This window comes from Burkholderia sp. S-53 (assembly GCF_025560745.1).
GTDB lineage: Bacteria > Pseudomonadota > Gammaproteobacteria > Burkholderiales > Burkholderiaceae > Burkholderia > Burkholderia pyrrocinia.
In genome coordinates this window covers 2,736,447-2,755,630 of record NZ_CP090483.1, presented here as the reverse complement: position 1 = coordinate 2,755,630, position 19,184 = coordinate 2,736,447, and the positions used below count along the sequence as shown (strand labels likewise).

The 19,184-nt window shown below is 62.2% G+C and carries 22 protein-coding genes; 15 read left to right on the top strand and 7 right to left on the bottom strand.

All coding sequences use genetic code 11. The features are described 5' to 3' along the window. The first annotated feature begins 89 nt into the window (after positions 1-89). The 9 genes from LXM88_RS17730 to LXM88_RS17690 all read left to right on the top strand — a co-directional run bounded on the left by LXM88_RS17730 (position 90) and on the right by LXM88_RS17690 (position 7,331). Positions 90-419 carry a phage tail assembly protein gene (locus LXM88_RS17730; RefSeq protein WP_258281626.1) on the top strand — a complete coding sequence of 110 codons (330 nt, stop codon included), beginning with the start codon at positions 90-92 and terminating at the stop codon, positions 417-419. 55 nt (positions 420-474) lie between these two features. Next, positions 475-2,892, top strand: coding sequence for a phage tail tape measure protein (locus tag LXM88_RS17725; RefSeq protein WP_262535380.1), 2,418 nt, complete (start codon positions 475-477; stop codon positions 2,890-2,892). Positions 2,893-2,902: 10 nt separating this feature from the next. Beyond that, complete coding sequence (locus LXM88_RS17720) at positions 2,903-3,784, top strand: phage tail protein (protein ID WP_262535378.1); 882 nt, start codon at positions 2,903-2,905, stop codon at positions 3,782-3,784. After that, positions 3,759-3,965, top strand: coding sequence for a tail protein X (locus LXM88_RS17715; protein WP_131945585.1), 207 nt, complete (start codon positions 3,759-3,761; stop codon positions 3,963-3,965). The genes LXM88_RS17720 and LXM88_RS17715 overlap by 26 nt, the downstream gene beginning before the upstream one ends. A 10-nt stretch (positions 3,966-3,975) precedes the next feature. Continuing rightward, positions 3,976-5,028, top strand: coding sequence for a phage late control D family protein (locus LXM88_RS17710; protein WP_262535375.1), 1,053 nt, complete (start codon positions 3,976-3,978; stop codon positions 5,026-5,028). Positions 5,029-5,100: 72 nt separating this feature from the next. Further along, positions 5,101-5,385: a phage holin family protein gene (locus tag LXM88_RS17705; protein ID WP_243565354.1), complete on the top strand. Its 285-nt coding sequence runs from the start codon at positions 5,101-5,103 to the stop codon at positions 5,383-5,385. A gap of 2 nt (positions 5,386-5,387) precedes the next feature. Next, positions 5,388-5,882: a glycoside hydrolase family 24 protein gene (locus LXM88_RS17700; protein ID WP_243565355.1), complete on the top strand. Its 495-nt coding sequence runs from the start codon at positions 5,388-5,390 to the stop codon at positions 5,880-5,882. Beyond that, a complete protein-coding gene (locus tag LXM88_RS17695; protein ID WP_243565356.1) occupies positions 5,879-6,373 on the top strand; it encodes a DUF2514 family protein in 495 nt (164 codons plus the stop codon). The genes LXM88_RS17700 and LXM88_RS17695 overlap by 4 nt, the downstream gene beginning before the upstream one ends. A gap of 169 nt (positions 6,374-6,542) precedes the next feature. Then, on the top strand, positions 6,543-7,331 hold the full coding sequence (locus LXM88_RS17690; protein ID WP_131948528.1) for a DNA adenine methylase: 789 nt from the start codon (positions 6,543-6,545) through the stop codon (positions 7,329-7,331). Between the two features lie 37 nt (positions 7,332-7,368). Here the strand turns inward: LXM88_RS17690 and LXM88_RS17685 are convergent, their stop codons facing one another. From LXM88_RS17685 to LXM88_RS17660, 6 genes are all read right to left on the bottom strand, one after another. Beyond that, a complete protein-coding gene (locus LXM88_RS17685) occupies positions 7,369-8,091 on the bottom strand; it encodes an immunity 52 family protein (protein ID WP_131948529.1) in 723 nt (240 codons plus the stop codon). A 6-nt stretch (positions 8,092-8,097) separates the two neighbouring features. Beyond that, complete coding sequence (locus tag LXM88_RS17680; RefSeq protein ID WP_262542869.1) at positions 8,098-8,691, bottom strand: restriction endonuclease fold toxin 5 domain-containing protein; 594 nt, start codon at positions 8,689-8,691, stop codon at positions 8,098-8,100. Continuing rightward, on the bottom strand, positions 8,576-9,055 hold the full coding sequence (locus tag LXM88_RS17675; protein WP_243565358.1) for a hypothetical protein: 480 nt from the start codon (positions 9,053-9,055) through the stop codon (positions 8,576-8,578). Before LXM88_RS17675 ends, LXM88_RS17680 begins: the two co-directional genes overlap by 116 nt. After that, positions 9,048-9,551, bottom strand: a complete 504-nt coding sequence (locus LXM88_RS17670) for a DUF4123 domain-containing protein (RefSeq protein WP_131948531.1) — start codon at positions 9,549-9,551, stop codon at positions 9,048-9,050. Before LXM88_RS17670 ends, LXM88_RS17675 begins: the two co-directional genes overlap by 8 nt. Before the next feature lie 4 nt (positions 9,552-9,555). Continuing rightward, positions 9,556-9,963 (bottom strand): PAAR domain-containing protein, encoded by a 408-nt coding sequence (locus tag LXM88_RS17665; protein ID WP_243565359.1) that lies wholly within the window; start codon positions 9,961-9,963, stop codon positions 9,556-9,558. A gap of 90 nt (positions 9,964-10,053) precedes the next feature. Next, positions 10,054-10,524, bottom strand: coding sequence for a hypothetical protein (locus tag LXM88_RS17660; protein ID WP_243565360.1), 471 nt, complete (start codon positions 10,522-10,524; stop codon positions 10,054-10,056). Between the two features lie 238 nt (positions 10,525-10,762). Between LXM88_RS17660 and LXM88_RS17655 the strand changes: the two genes are divergently transcribed. The 3 genes from LXM88_RS17655 (at position 10,763) to LXM88_RS17645 (ending at position 13,383) form a co-directional block, all read left to right on the top strand. After that, complete coding sequence (locus LXM88_RS17655) at positions 10,763-11,419, top strand: SOS response-associated peptidase (RefSeq protein WP_262535364.1); 657 nt, start codon at positions 10,763-10,765, stop codon at positions 11,417-11,419. A 255-nt stretch (positions 11,420-11,674) separates the two neighbouring features. Beyond that, positions 11,675-12,295, top strand: coding sequence for a hypothetical protein (locus tag LXM88_RS17650; RefSeq protein ID WP_262535362.1), 621 nt, complete (start codon positions 11,675-11,677; stop codon positions 12,293-12,295). After that, the gene (locus LXM88_RS17645) at positions 12,292-13,383 is read left to right on the top strand and encodes a DUF262 domain-containing protein (protein WP_262535361.1); all 1,092 of its coding nucleotides are present in this window, start codon (positions 12,292-12,294) and stop codon (positions 13,381-13,383) included. The genes LXM88_RS17650 and LXM88_RS17645 overlap by 4 nt, the downstream gene beginning before the upstream one ends. A 486-nt stretch (positions 13,384-13,869) precedes the next feature. Here LXM88_RS17645 and LXM88_RS17640 read toward each other — a convergent pair whose 3' ends face one another. Beyond that, on the bottom strand, positions 13,870-14,052 hold the full coding sequence (locus LXM88_RS17640) for a rubredoxin (protein WP_034190709.1): 183 nt from the start codon (positions 14,050-14,052) through the stop codon (positions 13,870-13,872). 199 nt (positions 14,053-14,251) lie between these two features. Here LXM88_RS17640 and LXM88_RS17635 point away from each other — a divergent pair, with 199 nt between their 5' ends. From LXM88_RS17635 to LXM88_RS17625, 3 genes are all read left to right on the top strand, one after another. Beyond that, the gene (locus tag LXM88_RS17635; RefSeq protein ID WP_262535356.1) at positions 14,252-14,656 is read left to right on the top strand and encodes a DUF4399 domain-containing protein; all 405 of its coding nucleotides are present in this window, start codon (positions 14,252-14,254) and stop codon (positions 14,654-14,656) included. A gap of 288 nt (positions 14,657-14,944) precedes the next feature. Then, a complete protein-coding gene (locus LXM88_RS17630; RefSeq protein ID WP_262535354.1) occupies positions 14,945-16,894 on the top strand; it encodes an ATP-binding cassette domain-containing protein in 1,950 nt (649 codons plus the stop codon). A 234-nt stretch (positions 16,895-17,128) separates the two neighbouring features. Continuing rightward, positions 17,129-19,111, top strand: coding sequence for a DNA topoisomerase IV subunit B (locus tag LXM88_RS17625; RefSeq protein WP_262535353.1), 1,983 nt, complete (start codon positions 17,129-17,131; stop codon positions 19,109-19,111). Positions 19,112-19,184 lie beyond the last annotated feature (73 nt).

Below are 19,184 nucleotides of genomic sequence, written 5' to 3'. Positions count from 1 at the left end.
GTCGGCCGGCGGCAACGCCGGCAAAGTAACTTTTCGATAACCCGAGGGGCGGTCCGTTGACCGCCCCTTTGTCATTTCTGAGGTGCTGAATGGAAACCGTGAAGATCACGCTGAAGTATCCCGTCTCGTTCGACGGCGTTGTGCGCAACGAGCTGGTGATGCGCCGCCCGAAGGTCCGCGACATGCGCACCGCGAGCAAGCAGGCGCAGGGCGACGACGAGCTGCGCGAAATCGTGCTGTTCGCGACGCTGGCCGAAGTCGCTCCCGACGATATCGAAGCAATGGACATGGTCGATTACGACGCCATGCAGCGTGCGTACGAATCCTTTCGATCCGTTCGTCCGGCTTCCAATCGGGACGGTGAAGGCACTGGCTCGGCGGATGATGAAGGAGTACGGAACGCAGCCGCAGTCGGTTGACGACATGACGATCGACGAATTGTTGTGGTGGCTGACGGATTGAGCGAGGACTGACATGGCGCGCGATATTGCACTTGGCATCGTCATCGGCGGTGCGGTGTCGGCAACGCTCGGTAAGGCGTTTGCAGATACGAATTCGAAGATCACCGGATTGCGCAAAGCGGCGAGTGAACGCGGGATGTGGCAGCGGCAGATCGGCGAAACGATCAAGCTGCAGGAGGAGTTTCGCCGGCTGCATCTTGCGGGTGACAGCGCGGCGGACGGGATCCGGCGCAAGCTGGACAACAACGTGCGTGCGCTGCGTGATGCCGGTTTCGAGGTGGATCGGCTCGACCGCGCGTATGCGCGGCTCGGCCGCACCGTGCGGGGGCTTGAGCTGAAGGCCGCCGGCCATGAGCGTCTGGCCGCCGGCCGCGAGGGTATGCGCAGTGCCGCCGGTGACGCAGTGAAGCTTGGCGCGGCCGTTGCGGTGCCGACCGCAGTGTCTGCGCAGTATCAGGCAATCATCCGGGATATCGCGATCAAGGCCGGCATCGCGCGCACCGAGCAGGAGCGCGCGATGTCCGAGCGCATCCGCCGCGACGCGCTGTCGAACGGCATGGGGCGCAACGAGCTGGCCGATGCCGTCAACCAGATGGTTGCGGCCGGGATGGACGTCGATCGTGCGATGAACTTCGGCCCGGCCGTCGCGAAATTCTCGGTGGGTCAGGGTGCGTCGAGCGTCGAGACCGCGCAGATGATTCAGGCGCTGCAGCAGAACGCGAACATCGCGGATCCCAAGGCGATGATGAAGGCGCTCGAAGCGATCGCGTATCTCGGCAAGGAGGGCTCGTTCGAGTCTGTCGACATGGCACGTTGGTTCCCGGTGCTGTTGGCGGAGATGAAGAAGATCGGCATCACGGGGCAGGACTCGGTGACGCAGCTCGGCGCGATGCTCCAGGTCCAGATGAAGACAGCCGGCAATGCCGACGAGGCGGCGAACAACCTGAAGAACTGGTTTTCGAAGATCGGTTCGGGCGAAACCGAGCGCAACTACAAGAAAGCCGGCGTCGACTACGAAGGCAAGATGAAGGAGGCGATCGGCAAGGGCTGGTCGACGCTTGAGGCGTCGTTCGTTCTCGCGCGGGCCTACATCGAACGTGTCGATCCGAAGAAGGCTGCACAGCTTGCAGCAGTGGCGAAGCAACTCAACAGCGAACTGGACCCGGCCAAGCGTCAGGCGCAGATGCGGGCCTTCGAGGACACGATGAAGACCGGCGACCTGTTCAACGACATGCAGGTCAAAGCCGCGTTGACGGCCTACATGCAGAACGCCGATCTGTACCAGAAGCTGAAGCGCAACGCGGCGGGTGCGAATGGGGAGATCGACAAGGATCTCGCTGATCGGCGTGCAACGTCGAAGCAGATCTGGAGCGAGGTCGTCCAGCAGTGGGACGACGCGATGCGCAGCATCGGCGACGCGCTGCGGCCCGTGACGGATCTGGCCGGCAAGGTCGCGAAACGGACGGGCGAAACGGTGCAGCGCGCGTCGGACGCTGCGCCCGGCGCGACGGCGGCGGTCGTCGGTGTCATTGGCACGGCCATTGCCGTTCGCGGCGCACGCGCTGCTTGGAACATTGGGCGCGGGGTGTTCGACATCTTGCGCGGTGGCTGGATGGCACGACGCGGAGGCGGGGCCGCAGCGGGTGGTGGCGCAGGTGGCGGCCGGCTCGGCAAGGCGCTCGATGCGTTGAGCGGTGCTGCCGGGGGCGTGCAGCGTGTGTTTGTTGTGAACCTGCCCGGCGGTGGCCTTGGCGGTGGAATCGGCGGGGCGGCTGGCGACGTGCTCGGTGATCTGGCCGGGGGCGGCTCTGGCGGCGGCCGGGTTCCGCGCGGTCGTCTCGGTCGTGTCATCGGTGCATTTCGGGCGGTCGCCGGCCGTTTCGCGCCTTACGCGGGGAAACTGGCCGTCGCCGGCAGTGTCCTGAAAATCGCATTCGCAGCCAAGGATGCGTACGCGGTCGCACGCAGCGATCAGCCGTCCGCGCGCAAGGCGGAAGGGTACGCAAGCATCGGTGGCTCGCTCGCAGGGGGGATCGTCGGGGCGAAGCTCGGGGCAGGTATTGGGGCGCTCGGCGGGCCGATTGGCGTGGCGGTTGGTGGTGTTCTCGGCGGTGCGATCGGTACGTTCGCCGGTGGAAAGTTACTTGGGGCGATGGCGCGGTGGGCGACGGGTTCGAAGGACGGCGACAGCGACGCGGCGAAGGCGGCCGCGAAGGTAGCGGCTGGCCCGGACTCTCCGCAGTCGCGACCGTTCAAGGTCGAGCAGCAAAACTCGTTCGCCCCGGTGTTCCACATCAAGGTCGAGGGCGGCACGGACGCGGAGATCGCGGACAAGCTGCTCGCGCGCATCAATCCGCTGATTCAGCGAACGATGACCGAGTCGATGGACAAGAGCAACCGGTCGGCGATGTTCGACGCACCGCATCTGTAAGGGGTAGTGGATGGACTTCATTTCGAGTGTGACGCAGGCGGCAATGCACGCGAGCATCGCGTCCGAACGCGTTCGGCACGTGGTGCGCGTGTTCGATCGGAACCGGAGCGCGAGTCAGAACACGGTCGACACGTTGACGAAGCTGGCGACGGGGAATCTCACGTCGGCCGCCGACCTACTGCGCGGGGCGACGAGCCTGCTGTCGGTGGCGGGCGATCTGAGTCCGCAGATTGGCACGGTGATGCGCAGCTTCTCGGCAACCGGTGCGGCCGTGAGTGGTGTGCTGAAGATGGTCGGTGGCGTCAATCATGCGGTGATCCAGTCGGCGGCGCAGTCGGTCATGGGCGCGTTGGGTGACGCGAAGACGCAGTTCACGGCGCTGGTCGGCGAACAGACGATGGGTGCGATGAAGTCGTTCGCGCAGACGACGGGCCTCAGTTCGGTTTTCTCCGGCCTGTTCGATAGCGCGACGTCGTCTACCCCTCATCTGCTGACGCTATCAACGGATGACGGGGACGCGTTCCACTTCGGACTGTCGACGGCGGCGTACGACAAGCTGCGGCGTTCGACGCGCTTCAAGATCGCGTCGCAGGAACGCTTGAATCGCGAAGAGGCGCAGCAGCCAGTGAGTCAAGGCGGCGACACGATCACGCTGTCGGGCGTTGTGTTCCCGTCGCTCGGTGCCGGTTTCCGCCAGTTGGAGACGCTGCGCGTGATTGGCGCGAAGTTGAAGCCGGTGCAGCTGACGGCCGGCACGGGCGATGTGCTCGGGCGCTGGTATCTGCACAGCGTCGACGAAGAGCAGGAGGCGCTGATGTCGGACGGTGCGCCCCGCAAGCAAACCTACAGCCTGGAGTTTGGCCGCTATGGCGAAGATTTTGCGAACCTCTGACGGGGACATCCTCGACACGCTCTGCTACGCCCATTACGGGATGTTGAAGGGCACCGTCGAGGCCGTGTACGAAGCGAATCCCGGCCTCGCGCGCGAGCCGCAGCCGTTCAGGTCGGGCGTCTTGATCACGATGCCGGATCTCGACATGCCGCGCGACGAACCGATTCAGCTGTGGTCGTGAGGGAGGGGCGATGCAAGCAATTTTTCAGGTCGTCGCGAACGGCGACGACATCACGCGTGTGATTCAGGACCGCGTGCTGCGGATCCAGACAACCGACAAACCGGGCCTTGAGGCCGACGAATGCGAGATCGAGCTGGACGACCGGGATGGCAAGGTCCGATTTCCGCCGAAGGGCGCGACGTTGAAGATCTCGCTCGGATGGGAAGGGCAGGGGCTGTCGATGCTCGGCGAGTATGCCGTCGACGAGATCGTGCTGCGCGGTCCGCCGGCGACGATCATCATCCGCGGCCGGCCGGCCAACATGCGGGCGACATCGAAGACGCAGCGCAACGGTAGTTGGACGAACGTGAAGCTGGCCGACATCGTCGGCGACGTCGCGCGGCGCAACAAATGGGTTGCCGCGTGCTCGGTCGACGCGGCGATTCCGCGCGCGGATCAGTTCGGCGAGAGTGACCTGCACTTCATCACGCGAATCGCGCGGCAGTACGGCGCAACTGCGACGGTGAAGGCGGGCAAGCTGATCGTCGGGCCGATAGGCGGCGGCAGGAGCGCAAGCGGCAAGCCGCTGCCGGCCATCACGTTGACGCCGAACGATCTGACGGACTACGAGATCTCGTTTCCTGACCGTGCCAGCTTCGTTGCCGTACGGACGAAGGTGCACGACAAGAAAACGGGGAAGAAGATCGACCTGACGATCCCGAATCCGGACGCACCGCCGGGCGCGGCCGCTGTACATACCGAGCGCCATGCGTTCGCCAGTCCGGAGGCCGCGAAGGCCGGTGCGAAGTCGCGTCTCGAGAAGCTGAACCGGCACACCGCGCGCAGCGTGTTGCGCATGAAGGGACGCACGGACATATCGGCCGAGAAGACCGTGAAGCTTTCCGGCTTCAAACAGGAGGCGGACGGCGATTTTCTGGTCGATTCCGTACGGCACACATATGCCGGTAACGGGTGGGAGACGTCGGTTGAGCTGAACGCCGGCAACAAGGGCAAGGCGAAGGTTGGCCATCGCAAGAAGCCGACGAAGAAAGTCGACCTGATCGTACCGTCGCCGCCAAAGTAACACGCGTACATCAATTTCTGGCAGCCGCCTCGAGGCAACTCGGGCGGCTTTTTATTTTTGTATGGGGGTGGAATGCAGGACCACGAGAAAACCATTTTGGAGCTGATCGTCATGGGCGGATTGATCGGCATCGCGAAGGTGTTGGTCGGCGGGGAGCAATTGACGCTTCGGCTCGTCGCCGGCCGTGCCGTGTTGGGGTCGGCTACGTCGATGGTGGCCGGGCTCGCGCTGCTGCAGATTCCGGATCTGCCGCCGCTCGCGCTGCTCGGCCTTGGGAGCGCGCTCGGCATTGTGGGGTCGCAGTACCTCGAAGTGCTGCTGCGCCGGAATGCAAAGCGCTTGTTCGGGGAGAAGTGAAGATGGCGCGTATCAGTGTTGCCGCCGCAGGCGGAAAGAACCGGGTCGCGTTTCTCGACACCATCGCGGTAAGTGAGATCGGCTCGGCGCTGCTGGCTAAGTCGGACGACGGTTACAACGTGCTGGTCGGGGCGACGGCATTGCGGCCGCTGCTGTTCGCAAGCTATGCCGCGCATCCGAACGTGCTCAACCGACAGATCCGCGTTCCGTCGACGGCAGCCGGCCGCTACCAGATCCTCACGCGCTGGTGGCGGATCTATCAGGCGCAGATGAAGCTGCCGGATTTCGGGCCGGTGTCGCAGGATCGGTACGCGTTGCAGCAGCTGCGCGAGCACGGCGCATTGCTGTTGATCGATGCCGGGCGGTTTCGCGAAGCCATCGCGAAGGTGTCGAACGTGTGGGCCAGTCTGCCGGGGGCCGGGTATGGCCAGCATGAGAACGACATCGAGCATTTGCTGGCCGCGTATCGCGCGGCCGGCGGGGAGACGGTCGCATGACATGGATCGATCCGCGTATCTGGCTGCTCGTCGTTGCCGGGGTAATTGCCGGCTCGGCCTGCGGGTATTTCAAGGGGCACCATGACGCTGACCAGTCCGCGAAAGTCGCGGATCAGGCACGGCAGATCGATGACCTGAAGACCGAGCGTAACGAAATTCGCCGCCGGTTGGCGGCACAACTGGAGATCGCAACCGATGCTGCGAAAGAACGTGATCAGGCACGCGCTGATGCTGCTGTTGCCGATGGTGCTGCTGATGGGCTGCGCAAGCAGGTCGTCGCGCTTGTTGCCGACGTCCGGCGTGCCGGCACTTCGGCCGGAAGCTCGGCAACCGGCGACGCCCTCGATCTGCTCGCCGACCTGCTCGGCCGGACTGACGAAGCTGCGGGAGAGTTGGCGCGAATCGCTGACGAACGCGGCATCGCCGGCCGACAGTGCGAGCGCAGTTACGACGCGTTGATCGGCGACGTGCAATTCAATCGGCCGCATTAATGCGGCATCGAAGCCGAGCGGCTTCGAGAGAAACAGGGCGACCGAGGGGCGTGCGGGAACACGCTCCCCGGTCGCCTTTCCACTGTGCGTGCCAGTGAATCGGCCAAGGCCCTGCTACCTACCGGTAGGCGGGCCGGATTCTACACCAAGTTTAAAAACGGCTTTCACAATGGCAAATCCCATCATTCCTTGGATCGGCGGCAAGCGCCGTCTTGCAGATCACATCATCCCGCGCTTTCCGGCACACGACTGCTATGTCGAGGTGTTCGCTGGCGGGGCAGCGCTGTATTTCCTTCGTCCGCCGGCAAAGGTCGAGGTGGTCAACGACGTCAACGGCGAGTTGATCAACCTATACCGCGTCGTGCAGCATCACCTGGAGGAGTTCGTGCGTCAGTTCAAATGGGCACTGACGAGCCGGCAGGTGTTCGAATGGCTGAAGCAGACGCTCCCGGAAACCCTCACCGATATCCAGCGGGCGGCCCGTTTCTACTACCTGCAGAAAAGTTGCTTTGGGGCGAAGCTCGAAGGACAGACGTTCGGAACGGCGACGACGACGCCACCGGGCCTGAACCTGCTGCGGATCGAGGAGGAACTGTCAGCGGCGCACCTGCGGCTTGCGAATACATTCGTAGAGCGGCTGGATTGGGCTGCGTGCATTGATCGATACGATCGGGCGCACACGCTGTTTTATCTGGACCCGCCGTACTACGAGACGGAGGGCTATGGCGTGGCATTTCCGTTTGGGGAATACGAAAAGATGGCGCAGCGCCTTCGATCGTTGAAGGGCCGGGCGATCGTCAGCCTGAATGATCATCCTGATATTCGGCGTGCATTCGACGGGTTCCACATCGAGACCGTGCCGATTCAATATACGGTAGGTGGGGGGAAAGGTGTCGAGCGCAACGAACTGATCATCTTCAGTTGGGATGACGCTGCGCAGCCGGCAGGGTTGTTCTAACAGGATGTCGCCGGCGCGGTCGACCGCGCCGGCTTTATCAGATATCTGCGTATTGCGGCAGCAGATCTTGGTCGACGAGACGGATCTCGATCCTATTCGCCGCCTCGACATGCTCGGGATTGTCGACTGAGAACGTCGCGTCTGTAACGCTGACGATGATCGTGCCGGTTTGCTTTCCGGAAGTCGGGACCGGGATAAGGGCGCGTGCCTCCGGTACCTGCTGTTGCGTGATGACCTTCGGTAGATACACCATCCAACCGACGCCGGGCTTGTCGTCGAAGACCTGCTTCTCAAAGTAGCCTTTTGGCGATACTTCTACGATAAGCGGGCGAAAGGCGTCGACAATGGCACGGACAATGTCTGCCATGTCGCTGAAGGATGCGCAGCAGCGGGGAGAGTCAATATCGAGTGAGACGCGATCCGGGAGTATCTTTGCATCCGAAACGAAACAGGAAATAGCCGCTCCGTCGTCTGCGCTAGCTTCGACGTTCCATATAGCGGCGTGAGATACGTTGCGTTTCTTGCGACCGCCGCGCTCGTTAAGAACGGCGAGCGCTGCAGTAGACGGAGCGCCATCATCATCGAACGCAGGATACAGGCTTGCTTCTTCGAGAGAATCGCCCGTCAGACGCCAGTTTGTGTGCGCCATCACGCCCTCTTTCGCAGCCAGCGCAGTGACGAGACGTGATTGTCGGGAAAGCATTTCCGAGTAATCGCTGGACGCCATCGAAGCGTCGCGGAACATTGCATTGATTTCCATAATCGATCACGGTTGGTAGACGGACAAGGCGCCTACGCGAGAGAGTAGTGGGGCCATTTTCCGATACGTCAATGGCGTCTGGAAATACCAAGTGAGACGTGCTGGAGGATTGGCGCGTGTAAGACCACCTTGCTCGATGATCTGCTCTTCCATCGTGCGAAACCCATCGAACCACTTTTCAGCTTTGGGAATCGATCCGTCGAGGAACTGATCGTAGTTCCCCTTTGCCTCTTGCAGCATGCATTCACCCGGCTGGAACCCGTCGAAGTGTGTGCCGAGCCAGTCCCATTCATCGCTCCACCGGCACTCTTCGGTGTCGAACGCGAAGCCAGTGATTCGCGCCTGATAGCGGTACGCGTTCCAATTTACCCCGTGATTGCGACGGATCTTCGCGCCAAGTTCAGGAGGGCACTTCTTGCAGCTCTCGCCTGTGCGTGGAATCGCTCGGACGTCCGGTTTTGCCTTGCTCTGGTCTTTTGAAGTATCACCCGACAGACTCCCCGTTCCCGCCACTGCCGCCCCGCCCAACAAGGCTACGCCAGCGCGCGCCAATAGCGGCCCAAGCTCCACTGCCGCCGCTTCGATTATCGGTACCACCAATCCCGCCATCTCGAGATCCCCCGTTGTATTGCGGATGTTCGATGCGCCATTTGATGACGCGTACGTAATCGTGAAAACGTTCGTCGGCCGAGCGGCCGGGCCGAGTAAGCCACGTGCGTGTTGCGGGCTTCTCGTAGAAGTTCGGAGCGTATGCCTCGATTCGAAGAAACGCAGCGACATTTTCGTCGGACTGGATGCCGAGTCGCCGGGCCGCGACGTATGCGTTCCAGAGGCGCGTCGGCAGGGTGTCGTCGTCGGCCAGCTTTGGGTCCGCTTTGATGAGATCTAGTCGGGTGCGTTCGACATATCCGCGTGCATCGATCTCGGCAAGGCCGGCAACCTGTTCGCTTGTCAGCTCAAGCATGCGGGTGCACTCCCTTCAGTTTTCCATTCACTTCGATGAGCCAGTTAAATGTCGGAACAAAGAACTGCATGCGCTGAGTGAATTCCATCAGCGATGCCACGTCGGCCATGACACGGGCATCGTAGAACCGGAGGAGGGCTGTTCGGCCATCAGGCAAGCGCGCGTCGAGCCGGCCACGCAGCTCGTCGGCGAGCGATTCAATTGGATATGCGCTGATCAGCCAGGACACACCCGCCGAGCCGCCCGCCATCACGGATAGCGAGCGTCGCACGTTGCCGGTCGCACGCTCATAGTCGAGCAGCCACGGACCCGCATCGGCCAGTGATGCGTCCGGTGTGCCGTCGAATAGCGGTACGGCTGCCTGCGATCGCTGGGGGGGCGATCCGCCGGCAGCGTCCTCGAACAGGAGGCCGTCGACGAGGGCGTACAAGTGCGCCTGCATGGTCAACTGTTGTTGCCGCATTAAGTAGAACGCTTCGATCGAATTGCCGGTCATGGTTCTACCCGCGAGCGATCATCGTTGCCGCATTCTCGGCTGCCGACTTCAGGCATTCGAGGCAGAGCGTCGGCGAAGGGGCCAACGCGGCAGCGGTAGCTGCGACTGCGCCGCCGGTCGATGCCTCGCCGACTCCGACGTCGTCTAGCGTCGCAGACGACTGCGAGGCAATCAGCGTTGCGCCGCATGCGGTTTTCATGCCCTCGATGGCCGTTTCCCGGCCTGCGATTTGGTGCGGGTAGCGTCGCCCGGTGGCGGGCAGGATCGGAAAGACCCCCTTGCACTGCGGGCAAAGTACCTTGTGCCCGACGCCGGCAATGGGTTTTCCGTCAATCGTTGCGGCCGCGCTGCCCTCCAGCACGCGGCCGCCGTGCGTCGTCGTGTCGCCGACGCAGATCATGGCTCGGGCCATATGTTCTCTCGTAGGTGTGGTTTTCGTATGAATTTACCATTTCCCGGAGACCGGCCGGCCGTTGGCCATGTCGTAGTCAGTCAACTATTGTCAATCGAAGCGAGCGCTGTCGATCATGCGACGGAGCTGGTCGAGCGCGAACAAGTCAGGGGAGCCGTTCTTCTTCAGTTCCAATTCGGCGGCGCAGACCATTTTTTCCATAAGTCGCAGTGTTCGGCGCACATGCACGATTTCCAACACGAAGCGCTGCTCTAGCGTCAGCGATCGATTTTTCTTGAAATTGGCCGCGCTCCACGCGTCGCGCAATTCCGCCCAAGTCAGGCGCTGGAATTCAGGCAACTTGGTCGCCTTGTCGGAGCCGGGATCTGGTTCTCCGGGGACGTCGTGGAGCCTGCATTTCATGGCTTCACGTGCGCGCCACTCGTCGGAGAAAGGTGCGATGGGCGCACGTGGGTTGCCCATTCGGCCGGCACGCGTGATCTCCCTGTCGATCTTGTTCGACAGGCGGCGCAGCGGCGCTGCGTACTTCAACTCGTCGGCCCGGTCGAGGTACGCGATCATGCGAGTAGCGTCGCCGGTAAGGGAGCTCATCTCGGTCAACGTAATCCGCAGGTGCAGCACCTCTAGAATCAGCCGATGAACCTCGGCGTATGTGCACGTGTTCCACCATTCCGACATAGCGTCGAACCGGGGCGGGTCAAATGGGGGCAATATCATGATGCGCGCGAGGCACTGTATGGATATACAGTTTATCGCGCGGTAAGATGGAGCCGTCAAGTCTCAAAAATGGGGGCGGGCAGTGTGCACAAACTACAAAGCGCCAGACGAAGATCCGGGCATCAACGAGCTGAGAATCGGGATCGGCGATCTGTATCGACGCGATCCGTGGGAGCCGGATGTGTATCCGGACTATGCAGCGCCGATCGCATGGTCGGACGGTGATGGCCCTGGCGTCGTCAAGGCCGTGTTTGGCTTCTGGCCGAAGTTTATGCAGCCTGAGCGCGTCGACGACAACGGGAAGAAGCGGAGAAAGCTCGACACGGTCAATGCCCGTTCAGAAACGGTCGGTGAGTCCCGGCTTTACGGTAAGGCGTGGCGAGCTGGTCAGCGCTGCTTGATTCCGGTCCGATGGATATACGAGCCGTGTTACGAAACGGGCCGGAACGTCTGGCAGCGGATCGGGCTAACGGATTGGCAGCCGTATTGTGTCGCCGGCATCTGGCGGCGTTACGAAGATGCAGACGGCCGCTCGCTGGTCGGCATGACCATGATGACCGTCAACGCTGACGGCCATGCCGTGATGGGGCGAATGCACAAGCCCGGCGACGAGAAGCGATCGGTGGTCATATTGCGCCCGGCCGACTATGACGAATGGCTGAACACGAAGAATGTCGAAGCTGCACGCACGCTGCTGCAGCTCTATCCGGCTGACGACATGGTCGCCGGACCAAAGTAGCTTGGCTGCGCTCAGATACACGAAAGTCCGCTGCCGGCCATGAAGCGACGGTCCAGATGCATATCCGAACGACTGGTCATCGGCGCACAACCGTCGCTCGATCAACGCGGTATCGCGAATCGCTTCATACAGATTCGATTGCTAGTCGTCGCGCTGGGTCCGGCCTCTCAACTGACATCAGTCTCAATGGTCACTTCAACGTCGAATACTTGAGAGTGATCGGGCTAGTGACAGATTTCCTTGCTAGACTCCGTTGTGACCGCTCTTAACATCACCTGTATGCCAGAAGAAAACCTCGCCGCAGTGATTGGACAACGCATCGAAGCTTTCAAGGCGTCGCTGCGACACGGGGCCGACGTCGCGTTAGACCAGCATGTGCTTCGCCACAACTGTTCTCTTGTTGGCATAGAAATCGAGCAAGGCGTGCGCGAGAGCATAGCCGTAGAGTTCGGAGCCGCTGTTGACCACGTCTACATGGTCGGATCAGCCAAACTAGGGTTTAGTCCGAAGCCGGGCCAATACTTCAAGCACTTCTCGGATCAGTCAGATATCGATGTGGCTGTCGTCAGTTCCGACCTGTATACGGCGATCTGGCATGAGGTGCACCAGATGGATCGCGCTGGCGAGTTTTATAGTCGAGAGAAGTTTGCGCACTATCATTTGATGGGATGGATTCGTCCGGACGTGCTTCCTTCGCGAACTGAGTACACTCGCTGCCATGACTGGTGGAAATTTTTCAAACAGCTTTCCGCAAAAGAGGATTTTCTTCGGATTAAAATTAATGGCGGACTGTACTACGATACTAATTTTTTGCGTCAGTATCAACTTGGCGGACTCACTGTCTTGCGCGAACAATTATTGAGTGGATCGGCATGAAAACATCCGCAACAAATCGGCGCGTTCATCAGCTCCTAACGGCGATATCCGATAAGAAACTCAATCCGCGCCCGGATTTTCAGCGTCGCTTGGTTTGGACAAACGACGACAAAATTTCCTTCATTAAGACAGTGCTCCGCGGGCTCCCATTTCCTGAAATATACGTATGTGCGGGATCGTTGGACCCTGACACGGGACAAGCCACGGAATTCCTGGTCGACGGGCAACAGCGCATAACCACCCTGTATCAATATTTCAAGGCGATCCCCGGTCTGCGTCTAGGCGATCTTCGGCAGTACGCTGAATTAACCACTGCAGAAAAAGAGGCATTTCTGGAGTATGAGGTAGTCGTACGTGATCTCGGAAAGCAGCCATTGGATGAGATACATGAAATATTCGAATTGATCAATTCCGCAAACTACGCACTGAATTCGATAGAGATTAAGAACGCACGGTATGCGGGTGAATTCAAGAAATTTGCCGAAGAAGTTTCAAAATGGCCCGAGTTCAAGAAATGGAAAATTTTCAATGCTGGTGACGTGCGTCGGATGCAGGATGTTCGATACTGCTTGGTGCTTCTCGCCACTCTTTTGTCTACCTACTTCAATCGTGATGAGGATATCGAGGAGTATCTAAGCAAGTACAACGACATCTTTCCCGAGAAAGAGGATCTCCGAACTGAGTTATCGGCATGTCTAGCTTTCGTTGACGGCCTTGGGTTGCCCGACAAATCGCGCGCATTCCGCAAGACTGACCTGTTTTCCCTACTCGTCGAGGTTTATCGTGCAAAGTACAAACGGCATGTCCAGCTCGACGCTGGTGCGACGGCGGGGCGGCTGGAAACGTTCTTTGCGCAGATCGACGGTGTGGCTGCAACGGGCACGGCAGAGAACATGCTCGCGCTCGTGTACTATCGAAGCACCGTGCGGGCTGCAATCGATAGGGCTAATCGCTACAGGCGAGGCGAAATCTTGCAGTCAATTCTTGATCCTAGCTATAAGCCAAATACAAGATTTTCAACTTCCGAAGGAGACTGGCCGCGACAAGAACAACTTGCGCTGGATGGAATCGAAGAAGGTGATTACTAGCAATGGGGCCGTGAGTCCGTGCAGGCGCCGAATGTTGACTTAGCTATACAACGGACATTTGCGATTGAGTCTTGAGTGACAGATGTGGGTCGGTAGCGGCCCGTCGCCAAAACTATCGGCGTAGGTCTCGGCGCGGCTTTGTGCGTCAGGCCTTGTCAGATAATGCGCAGGTACTGCTACATCATCGGGTACTGCAAGTGGCTTTGCAACCCAGTGGCTGGATCTGAATACAGAAGCACAAAAGCCCGCTGCGAGCGGGCTTTTTCACGTGCTACAAATTTGCTACAGCAAGGGGTGTGAGCCTTGCTAGATAAGCCCTGCGCTTATCATTCCATCCCCTGAACTACGGGGAGAGCCATGTCCGGGCGATCGCGCGAAACACGCGAACCGGACGGCGGTGTGGACAGCGCGCAGAGTATAGCAAACGCGCGGCGCATCGGCGGGCGGATTGCACGCGCGACGCGCGTATCGCGCGATCGGCCGCGATCAGAAATCGACGACGACGAAATCTTCCTTGCCCACGTCGCACAGCGGGCACCGCCAGTCGGCGGGAATGTCGGCAAAACGGGTGCCGGCTGCGATGCCCTCGTCGGGCAGCCCTTCCGCTTCGTTGTAGACCCACCCGCAAATCAGGCAGACCCAGCTCTGGTATTCGGTTACTTCGCTCATGTGGTGCTCGGGATAATGAAAACTCGGTGATGCCGTCCGCGGCCTGGCCGGCGGACGAAAGGCGCAATGTTACCGGAATTTCGCCGAACGCCTGCGCAACGTCGTTTTAAACGTACGCATCGCGAACAATGGAGCCGAAACGCGCACGTAGTGTGAGCGGTGTATGCTTCCCGGGCTGTCCAATCATAAGGAGAAAGCGATGCTCAACAGAAAGTGGATCGCGGGTGCGGTTTGTGTCGCGACGCTGGCCGTGTCGACGCTCGCGCGCGCCGAAGCGCGCGTGTTCTTTGTCGAACCGAAGGACGGCGCGACGGTGTCGAGCCCCGTGCGCGTGAAGTTCGGTCTCGAAGGCATGGAGCTCAAGCCGGCCGGCGACATGACGCCGGATACGGGCCACCATCACCTGCTGATCGACGGCAAGCCGGTGTCGAAGGGCGACGTGATCCCGGCGACCGACCATTCGCTGCATTTCGGCAAGGGCCAGACCGAAACCGATCTGAAGCTGCCGCCCGGCCAGCACACGCTGACGCTGCAGCTCGGCGAAGGTGCGCACCGTTCGTACGGTCCCGAAATGAGTTCGACGATCACGGTCAACGTGAAGTAATCGCGCATCCCGCGCCGGCGCCCGATGCGCCAGGCGCGGAATGGCCGATTGACCGGTCGCGGGCATCCGGCCGGCATTCGCCCGTTCATCCGGTCGTGCGCAACCCGCAATCCACAGCCGGTATCCGGCGCAGGAAACCGGCCGCAAGCCGTACATGACACCGCTCCATCGCACCGCGCCGACGCGGTTCGGACGTTGCCCGCAGGCCTAGTCCATCCGGCCATACCGGTGACGGCGTCCGCGACCGGTACAATGGGCGCTTCCGATTCCTCTCTCCGCCGTCTCCCCATGTCGCTCTATTCCATTACCGGCGCGCAGCTCGCGTTCGGTCACGTCGCGTTGCTCGATCACGCGGATTTCTCGCTGGAAGCCGGCGAGCGCGTCGGCCTGATCGGCCGCAACGGCGCGGGCAAGTCGTCGCTGCTGAAGATCGTCGCCGACCTCGCGAAGCCCGACGACGGGCTGGTCACGCGCCAGCAGGAACTGGTGACCGTCTACGTGCCGCAGGAGCCCGAATTCGAGCCGGGCGCGACAGTGTTCGACGCGGTCGCGTCGGGGCTCACGCACACGCGCGTACTGCTCGAAGAATACGATTCGATCGTGCACCGCCTCGCGGATATACCGGAAGGCGCCGAGCACGATGCGCTGCTCGCGCGGATGAACGCGCTGCAGTCGTCGCTCGACGCGCACGACGCGTGGAACTGGCGCACGCGCGTGTCGATGACGCTCGCGCAGATCGGCCTGTCGGATGTCGACGCGAGGGTCGACGCGCTGTCGGGCGGGATGCAGAAGCGCGTCGCGCTGGCGCGCGCGCTGGTGCTGCAGCCCGACGTGCTGTTGCTCGACGAACCGACCAACCACCTCGACTTCGACGGCATCCGCTGGCTCGAAGATCTGCTCGTCGCGCAGCGCGCGGGCCTGCTGTTCATCACCCACGATCGCGCGTTCCTCGACCGCGTCGCGACGCGCATCGTCGAGCTCGATCGCGGCCGGCTGCTGTCCTACCCGGGCAATTTCTCCGCGTACCAGACGCGCAAGGCGCAGCAGCTCGAAGTCGAGCGCGTGGAAAACGACAAGTTCGACAAGCTGCTCGCGCAGGAAGAAGTGTGGATCCGCAAGGGCGTCGAGGCGCGCCGCACGCGCAGCGTCGGCCGTATCGCGCGGCTCGAGCAGATGCGTCACGAGCGCGCGGAGCGCCGCAATTCGCAGGGCAACGTGAAGCTCGACGTCGCGCAGGGCGAGAAGTCCGGCAAGATCGTCGCGGAGCTGACCGACGTGACGAAGCGCTACGGCGGCCGCACGGTTGTCGACCGCATCACGACGACGGTCATGCGCGGCGACAAGATCGGCTTCGTCGGCCCGAACGGCGCGGGCAAGACCACGCTGCTCAAGCTGATCCTCGGCGAGCTGAAACCCGACGAAGGCACGGTGCGCACCGGCACGAACCTGCAGGTCGCGTATTTCGACCAGATGCGCGCGCAGCTCGACCAGGAGAAGAGCCTCGCGGATACCATCAGCCCCGGCAGCGAATGGGTCGAGATCGGTGGCGTGCGCAAGCATGTGATGAGCTATCTCGGCGACTTCCTGTTCGCGCCGGAGCGCGCGCGTTCGCCGGTGAAGTCGCTGTCGGGCGGCGAGCGCAACCGGCTGCTGCTCGCGCGCCTGTTCGCGCGTCCGGCGAACGTGCTGGTGCTCGACGAACCGACCAACGACCTCGACATCCCGACGCTCGAACTGCTCGAGGAGCTGCTGGCCGACTACGACGGCACGGTGCTGCTCGTCAGCCATGATCGCGCGTTCCTCGACAACGTCGTGACGTCGGTGATCGCGGCGGAGGGCGACGGCAAGTGGCGCGAATACGTCGGCGGTTTCACCGACTGGCAGATCCAGAGCGAGCGCTCGGAGCAGCTCGCGCAGCAGGAAGCCGCGAAGCGCGCGGTGAAGGAAGCGGTGCCGGTCAAGGAAGAACCGGCGAAGAGCGCCGCGGGCCGTAATGCGCAGCGCACGGTGAAGCTGTCGTTCAACGAGCAGCGCGAACTCGATTCGCTGCCGGAGAAGATTGCATCGCTCGAAGAGGAACAGAAGACGATCAACGCGCAGCTCGAGGACGGCTCGATTTTCGCGAAGGATCCGCAGGAAGGCACGCGCCTGACCGAGCGGTTCGCGGCGATCGACGACGAATTGCTCGCCGCGCTCGAACGGTGGGAAACGCTCGAGGCGAAGCGCAAGCCGGCATGACGCGCCGCGCGGCCGGTGGCGGCCGCGCGCCAATCTCGCGATTGGCGTGCCACGCGGAACCAGTAGAATACCGCGCGTCCCGGGCAGCGCAGCGCACGCCGCGCGCCCGCTTTCGGAGCAGTCCAAGCACACCGTTGTTTCGATTCGCTTTTTTACGGAACTCAACGTTTTGTCCACGACGTTATCCACACCAGGTGTGGACAACGTCCCGATGAATGACGAAATACAGCGCCTATGTCAACGAAGAAACCCAGCGCGGCCTATAGCGAAGCATCGATCAAGGTGCTCAAGGGTCTCGAGCCGGTCAAGCAGCGGCCCGGCATGTACACCCGTACCGAGAATCCGCTGCACATCATCCAGGAAGTCATCGACAACGCGTCCGACGAGGCGCTCGGCGGCTACGGCAAGCAGATCACGGTCACGCTGCACACCGATCAGTCGGTATCGGTCGAGGACGACGGCCGCGGCATCCCGTTCGGCATGCACCCCGAAGAAGGCGTGCCGGTCGTCGAGATCGTGTTCACGCGCCTGCACGCGGGCGGCAAGTTCGACAAGGCCGCGGGCGGCGCTTATACGTTCTCGGGTGGCCTGCACGGCGTCGGCGTGTCGGTGACGAACGCGCTCGCGACGCGCCTCGACGTAACGGTCTGGCGCGACGGCAAGATCGCCGAGCTCGGCTTCGCCGAAGGCGATGTCGTGAAGGCGCTCACGACGCAAGGCGCGGGCCGGGGCGAGAAGAAATCCGGCACGCGCGTGCAGGTGTGGCCGAATCCGAAGTACTTCGATTCGCCGAACCTGCCGCTCGGCGAACTGCAGCGCCTGCTGCGCTCGAAGGCCGTGCTGCTGCCGGGCGTCGAGGTCGTGCTCGTCAACGAGAAAACCGGCGAGCGCCAGACGTGGAAGTACGAGGACGGCCTGCGCGGCTACCTGCTCGACGAAATGAACGGCAGCGAGCTGCTGATCCCGCTGTTCGAAGGCGAGCGTTTCGCCGATTCGCGTTCGGGCGACGATACGTTCGCCGAGGGCGAGGGCGCATCGTGGGTCGTCGCCTGGAGCGAGGAAGGCTCGCTCGTGCGCGAATCGTACGTGAACCTGATCCCGACGCCGGCCGGCGGCACGCATGAATCGGGCCTGCGCGACGGCCTGTACCAGGCCGTGAAGAGCTTCGTCGAGCTGCACAACCTGCAGCCGAAGGGCGTGAAGCTGCTCGCGGAAGACGTGTTCGCGCGCGTGTCGTTCGTGCTGTCCGCGAAGGTGCTCGATCCGCAGTTCCAGGGGCAGATCAAGGAACGCCTGAACAGCCGCGACGCGGTGAAGCTCGTGTCGTCGTTCTCGCGTCCCGCGCTCGAACTGTGGCTGAACCAGCACGTCGAGCACGGCAAGAAGCTGGCCGAACTCGTGATCAAGCAGGCGCAGGCGCGCACGCGCGCGGGCCAGAAGGTCGAGAAGCGCAAGAGCTCGGGCGTCGCGGTGCTGCCCGGCAAGCTGACCGACTGCGAGACCGAGGACATCGCGCGCAACGAGCTGTTCCTCGTCGAGGGCGACTCGGCGGGCGGCTCCGCGAAGATGGGCCGCGACAAGGAGTACCAGGCGATCCTGCCGCTGCGCGGCAAGGTGCTGAACACGTGGGAAACCGAGCGCGACCGCCTGTTCGCGAACAACGAAGTGCACGACATCTCGGTCGCGATCGGCGTCGATCCGCACAGCCCGGACGACACCGTCGACCTGTCGAACCTGCGCTACGGCAAGATCTGCATCCTGTCGGACGCGGACGTCGACGGCTCGCACATCCAGGTGCTGCTGCTCACGCTGTTCTTCAAGCATTTCCCGCAACTGATCGAGCGCGGCCACGTGTGCGTCGCGCGGCCGCCGTTGTTCCGCGTCGACGCGCCGGCGCGCGGCAAGAAAGCCGCGCAGAAGCTCTATGCGCTCGACGACGGCGAGCTGGAAGCGATCCTCGACAAGCTGCGCAAGGACGGCGTGCGCGAGACGCAATGGAGCATCAGCCGCTTCAAGGGTCTCGGCGAAATGAGCGCCGAGCAGCTGTGGGACACGACGATGAACCCGGACACGCGTCGCCTGATGCCGGTGAAGCTCGGCGAGCTCGACTACGAGGCGACCGTCGCGCGGATGACGATGCTGATGGGCAAGGGCGAGGCAGCCGCGCGGCGCGGCTGGCTCGAGGAAAAGGGCAACGACGTCGAAGCGGATATCTAGGCGGACGCAACCAGCCCCTGTGCGCGGCCGGGCATGACGCCCGGCCCGGCCTCACGCCACTTACGAATACGGA

Coding starts and splice junctions, on each gene's coding strand:
- LXM88_RS17730 (WP_258281626.1), top strand. CDS start 90: ATGGAAACCGTGAAGATCACGCTGAAGTATCCCGTCTCGTTCGACGGC.
- LXM88_RS17725 (WP_262535380.1), top strand. CDS start 475: ATGGCGCGCGATATTGCACTTGGCATCGTCATCGGCGGTGCGGTGTCG.
- LXM88_RS17720 (WP_262535378.1), top strand. CDS start 2,903: ATGGACTTCATTTCGAGTGTGACGCAGGCGGCAATGCACGCGAGCATC.
- LXM88_RS17715 (WP_131945585.1), top strand. CDS start 3,759: ATGGCGAAGATTTTGCGAACCTCTGACGGGGACATCCTCGACACGCTC.
- LXM88_RS17710 (WP_262535375.1), top strand. CDS start 3,976: ATGCAAGCAATTTTTCAGGTCGTCGCGAACGGCGACGACATCACGCGT.
- LXM88_RS17705 (WP_243565354.1), top strand. CDS start 5,101: ATGCAGGACCACGAGAAAACCATTTTGGAGCTGATCGTCATGGGCGGA.
- LXM88_RS17700 (WP_243565355.1), top strand. CDS start 5,388: ATGGCGCGTATCAGTGTTGCCGCCGCAGGCGGAAAGAACCGGGTCGCG.
- LXM88_RS17695 (WP_243565356.1), top strand. CDS start 5,879: ATGACATGGATCGATCCGCGTATCTGGCTGCTCGTCGTTGCCGGGGTA.
- LXM88_RS17690 (WP_131948528.1), top strand. CDS start 6,543: ATGGCAAATCCCATCATTCCTTGGATCGGCGGCAAGCGCCGTCTTGCA.
- LXM88_RS17685 (WP_131948529.1), bottom strand. CDS start 8,091: ATGGAAATCAATGCAATGTTCCGCGACGCTTCGATGGCGTCCAGCGAT.
- LXM88_RS17675 (WP_243565358.1), bottom strand. CDS start 9,055: ATGCTTGAGCTGACAAGCGAACAGGTTGCCGGCCTTGCCGAGATCGAT.
- LXM88_RS17670 (WP_131948531.1), bottom strand. CDS start 9,551: ATGACCGGCAATTCGATCGAAGCGTTCTACTTAATGCGGCAACAACAG.
- LXM88_RS17665 (WP_243565359.1), bottom strand. CDS start 9,963: ATGGCCCGAGCCATGATCTGCGTCGGCGACACGACGACGCACGGCGGC.
- LXM88_RS17660 (WP_243565360.1), bottom strand. CDS start 10,524: ATGATCGCGTACCTCGACCGGGCCGACGAGTTGAAGTACGCAGCGCCG.
- LXM88_RS17645 (WP_262535361.1), top strand. CDS start 12,292: ATGAAAACATCCGCAACAAATCGGCGCGTTCATCAGCTCCTAACGGCG.
- LXM88_RS17640 (WP_034190709.1), bottom strand. CDS start 14,052: ATGAGCGAAGTAACCGAATACCAGAGCTGGGTCTGCCTGATTTGCGGG.
- LXM88_RS17635 (WP_262535356.1), top strand. CDS start 14,252: ATGCTCAACAGAAAGTGGATCGCGGGTGCGGTTTGTGTCGCGACGCTG.
- LXM88_RS17630 (WP_262535354.1), top strand. CDS start 14,945: ATGTCGCTCTATTCCATTACCGGCGCGCAGCTCGCGTTCGGTCACGTC.
- LXM88_RS17625 (WP_262535353.1), top strand. CDS start 17,129: ATGTCAACGAAGAAACCCAGCGCGGCCTATAGCGAAGCATCGATCAAG.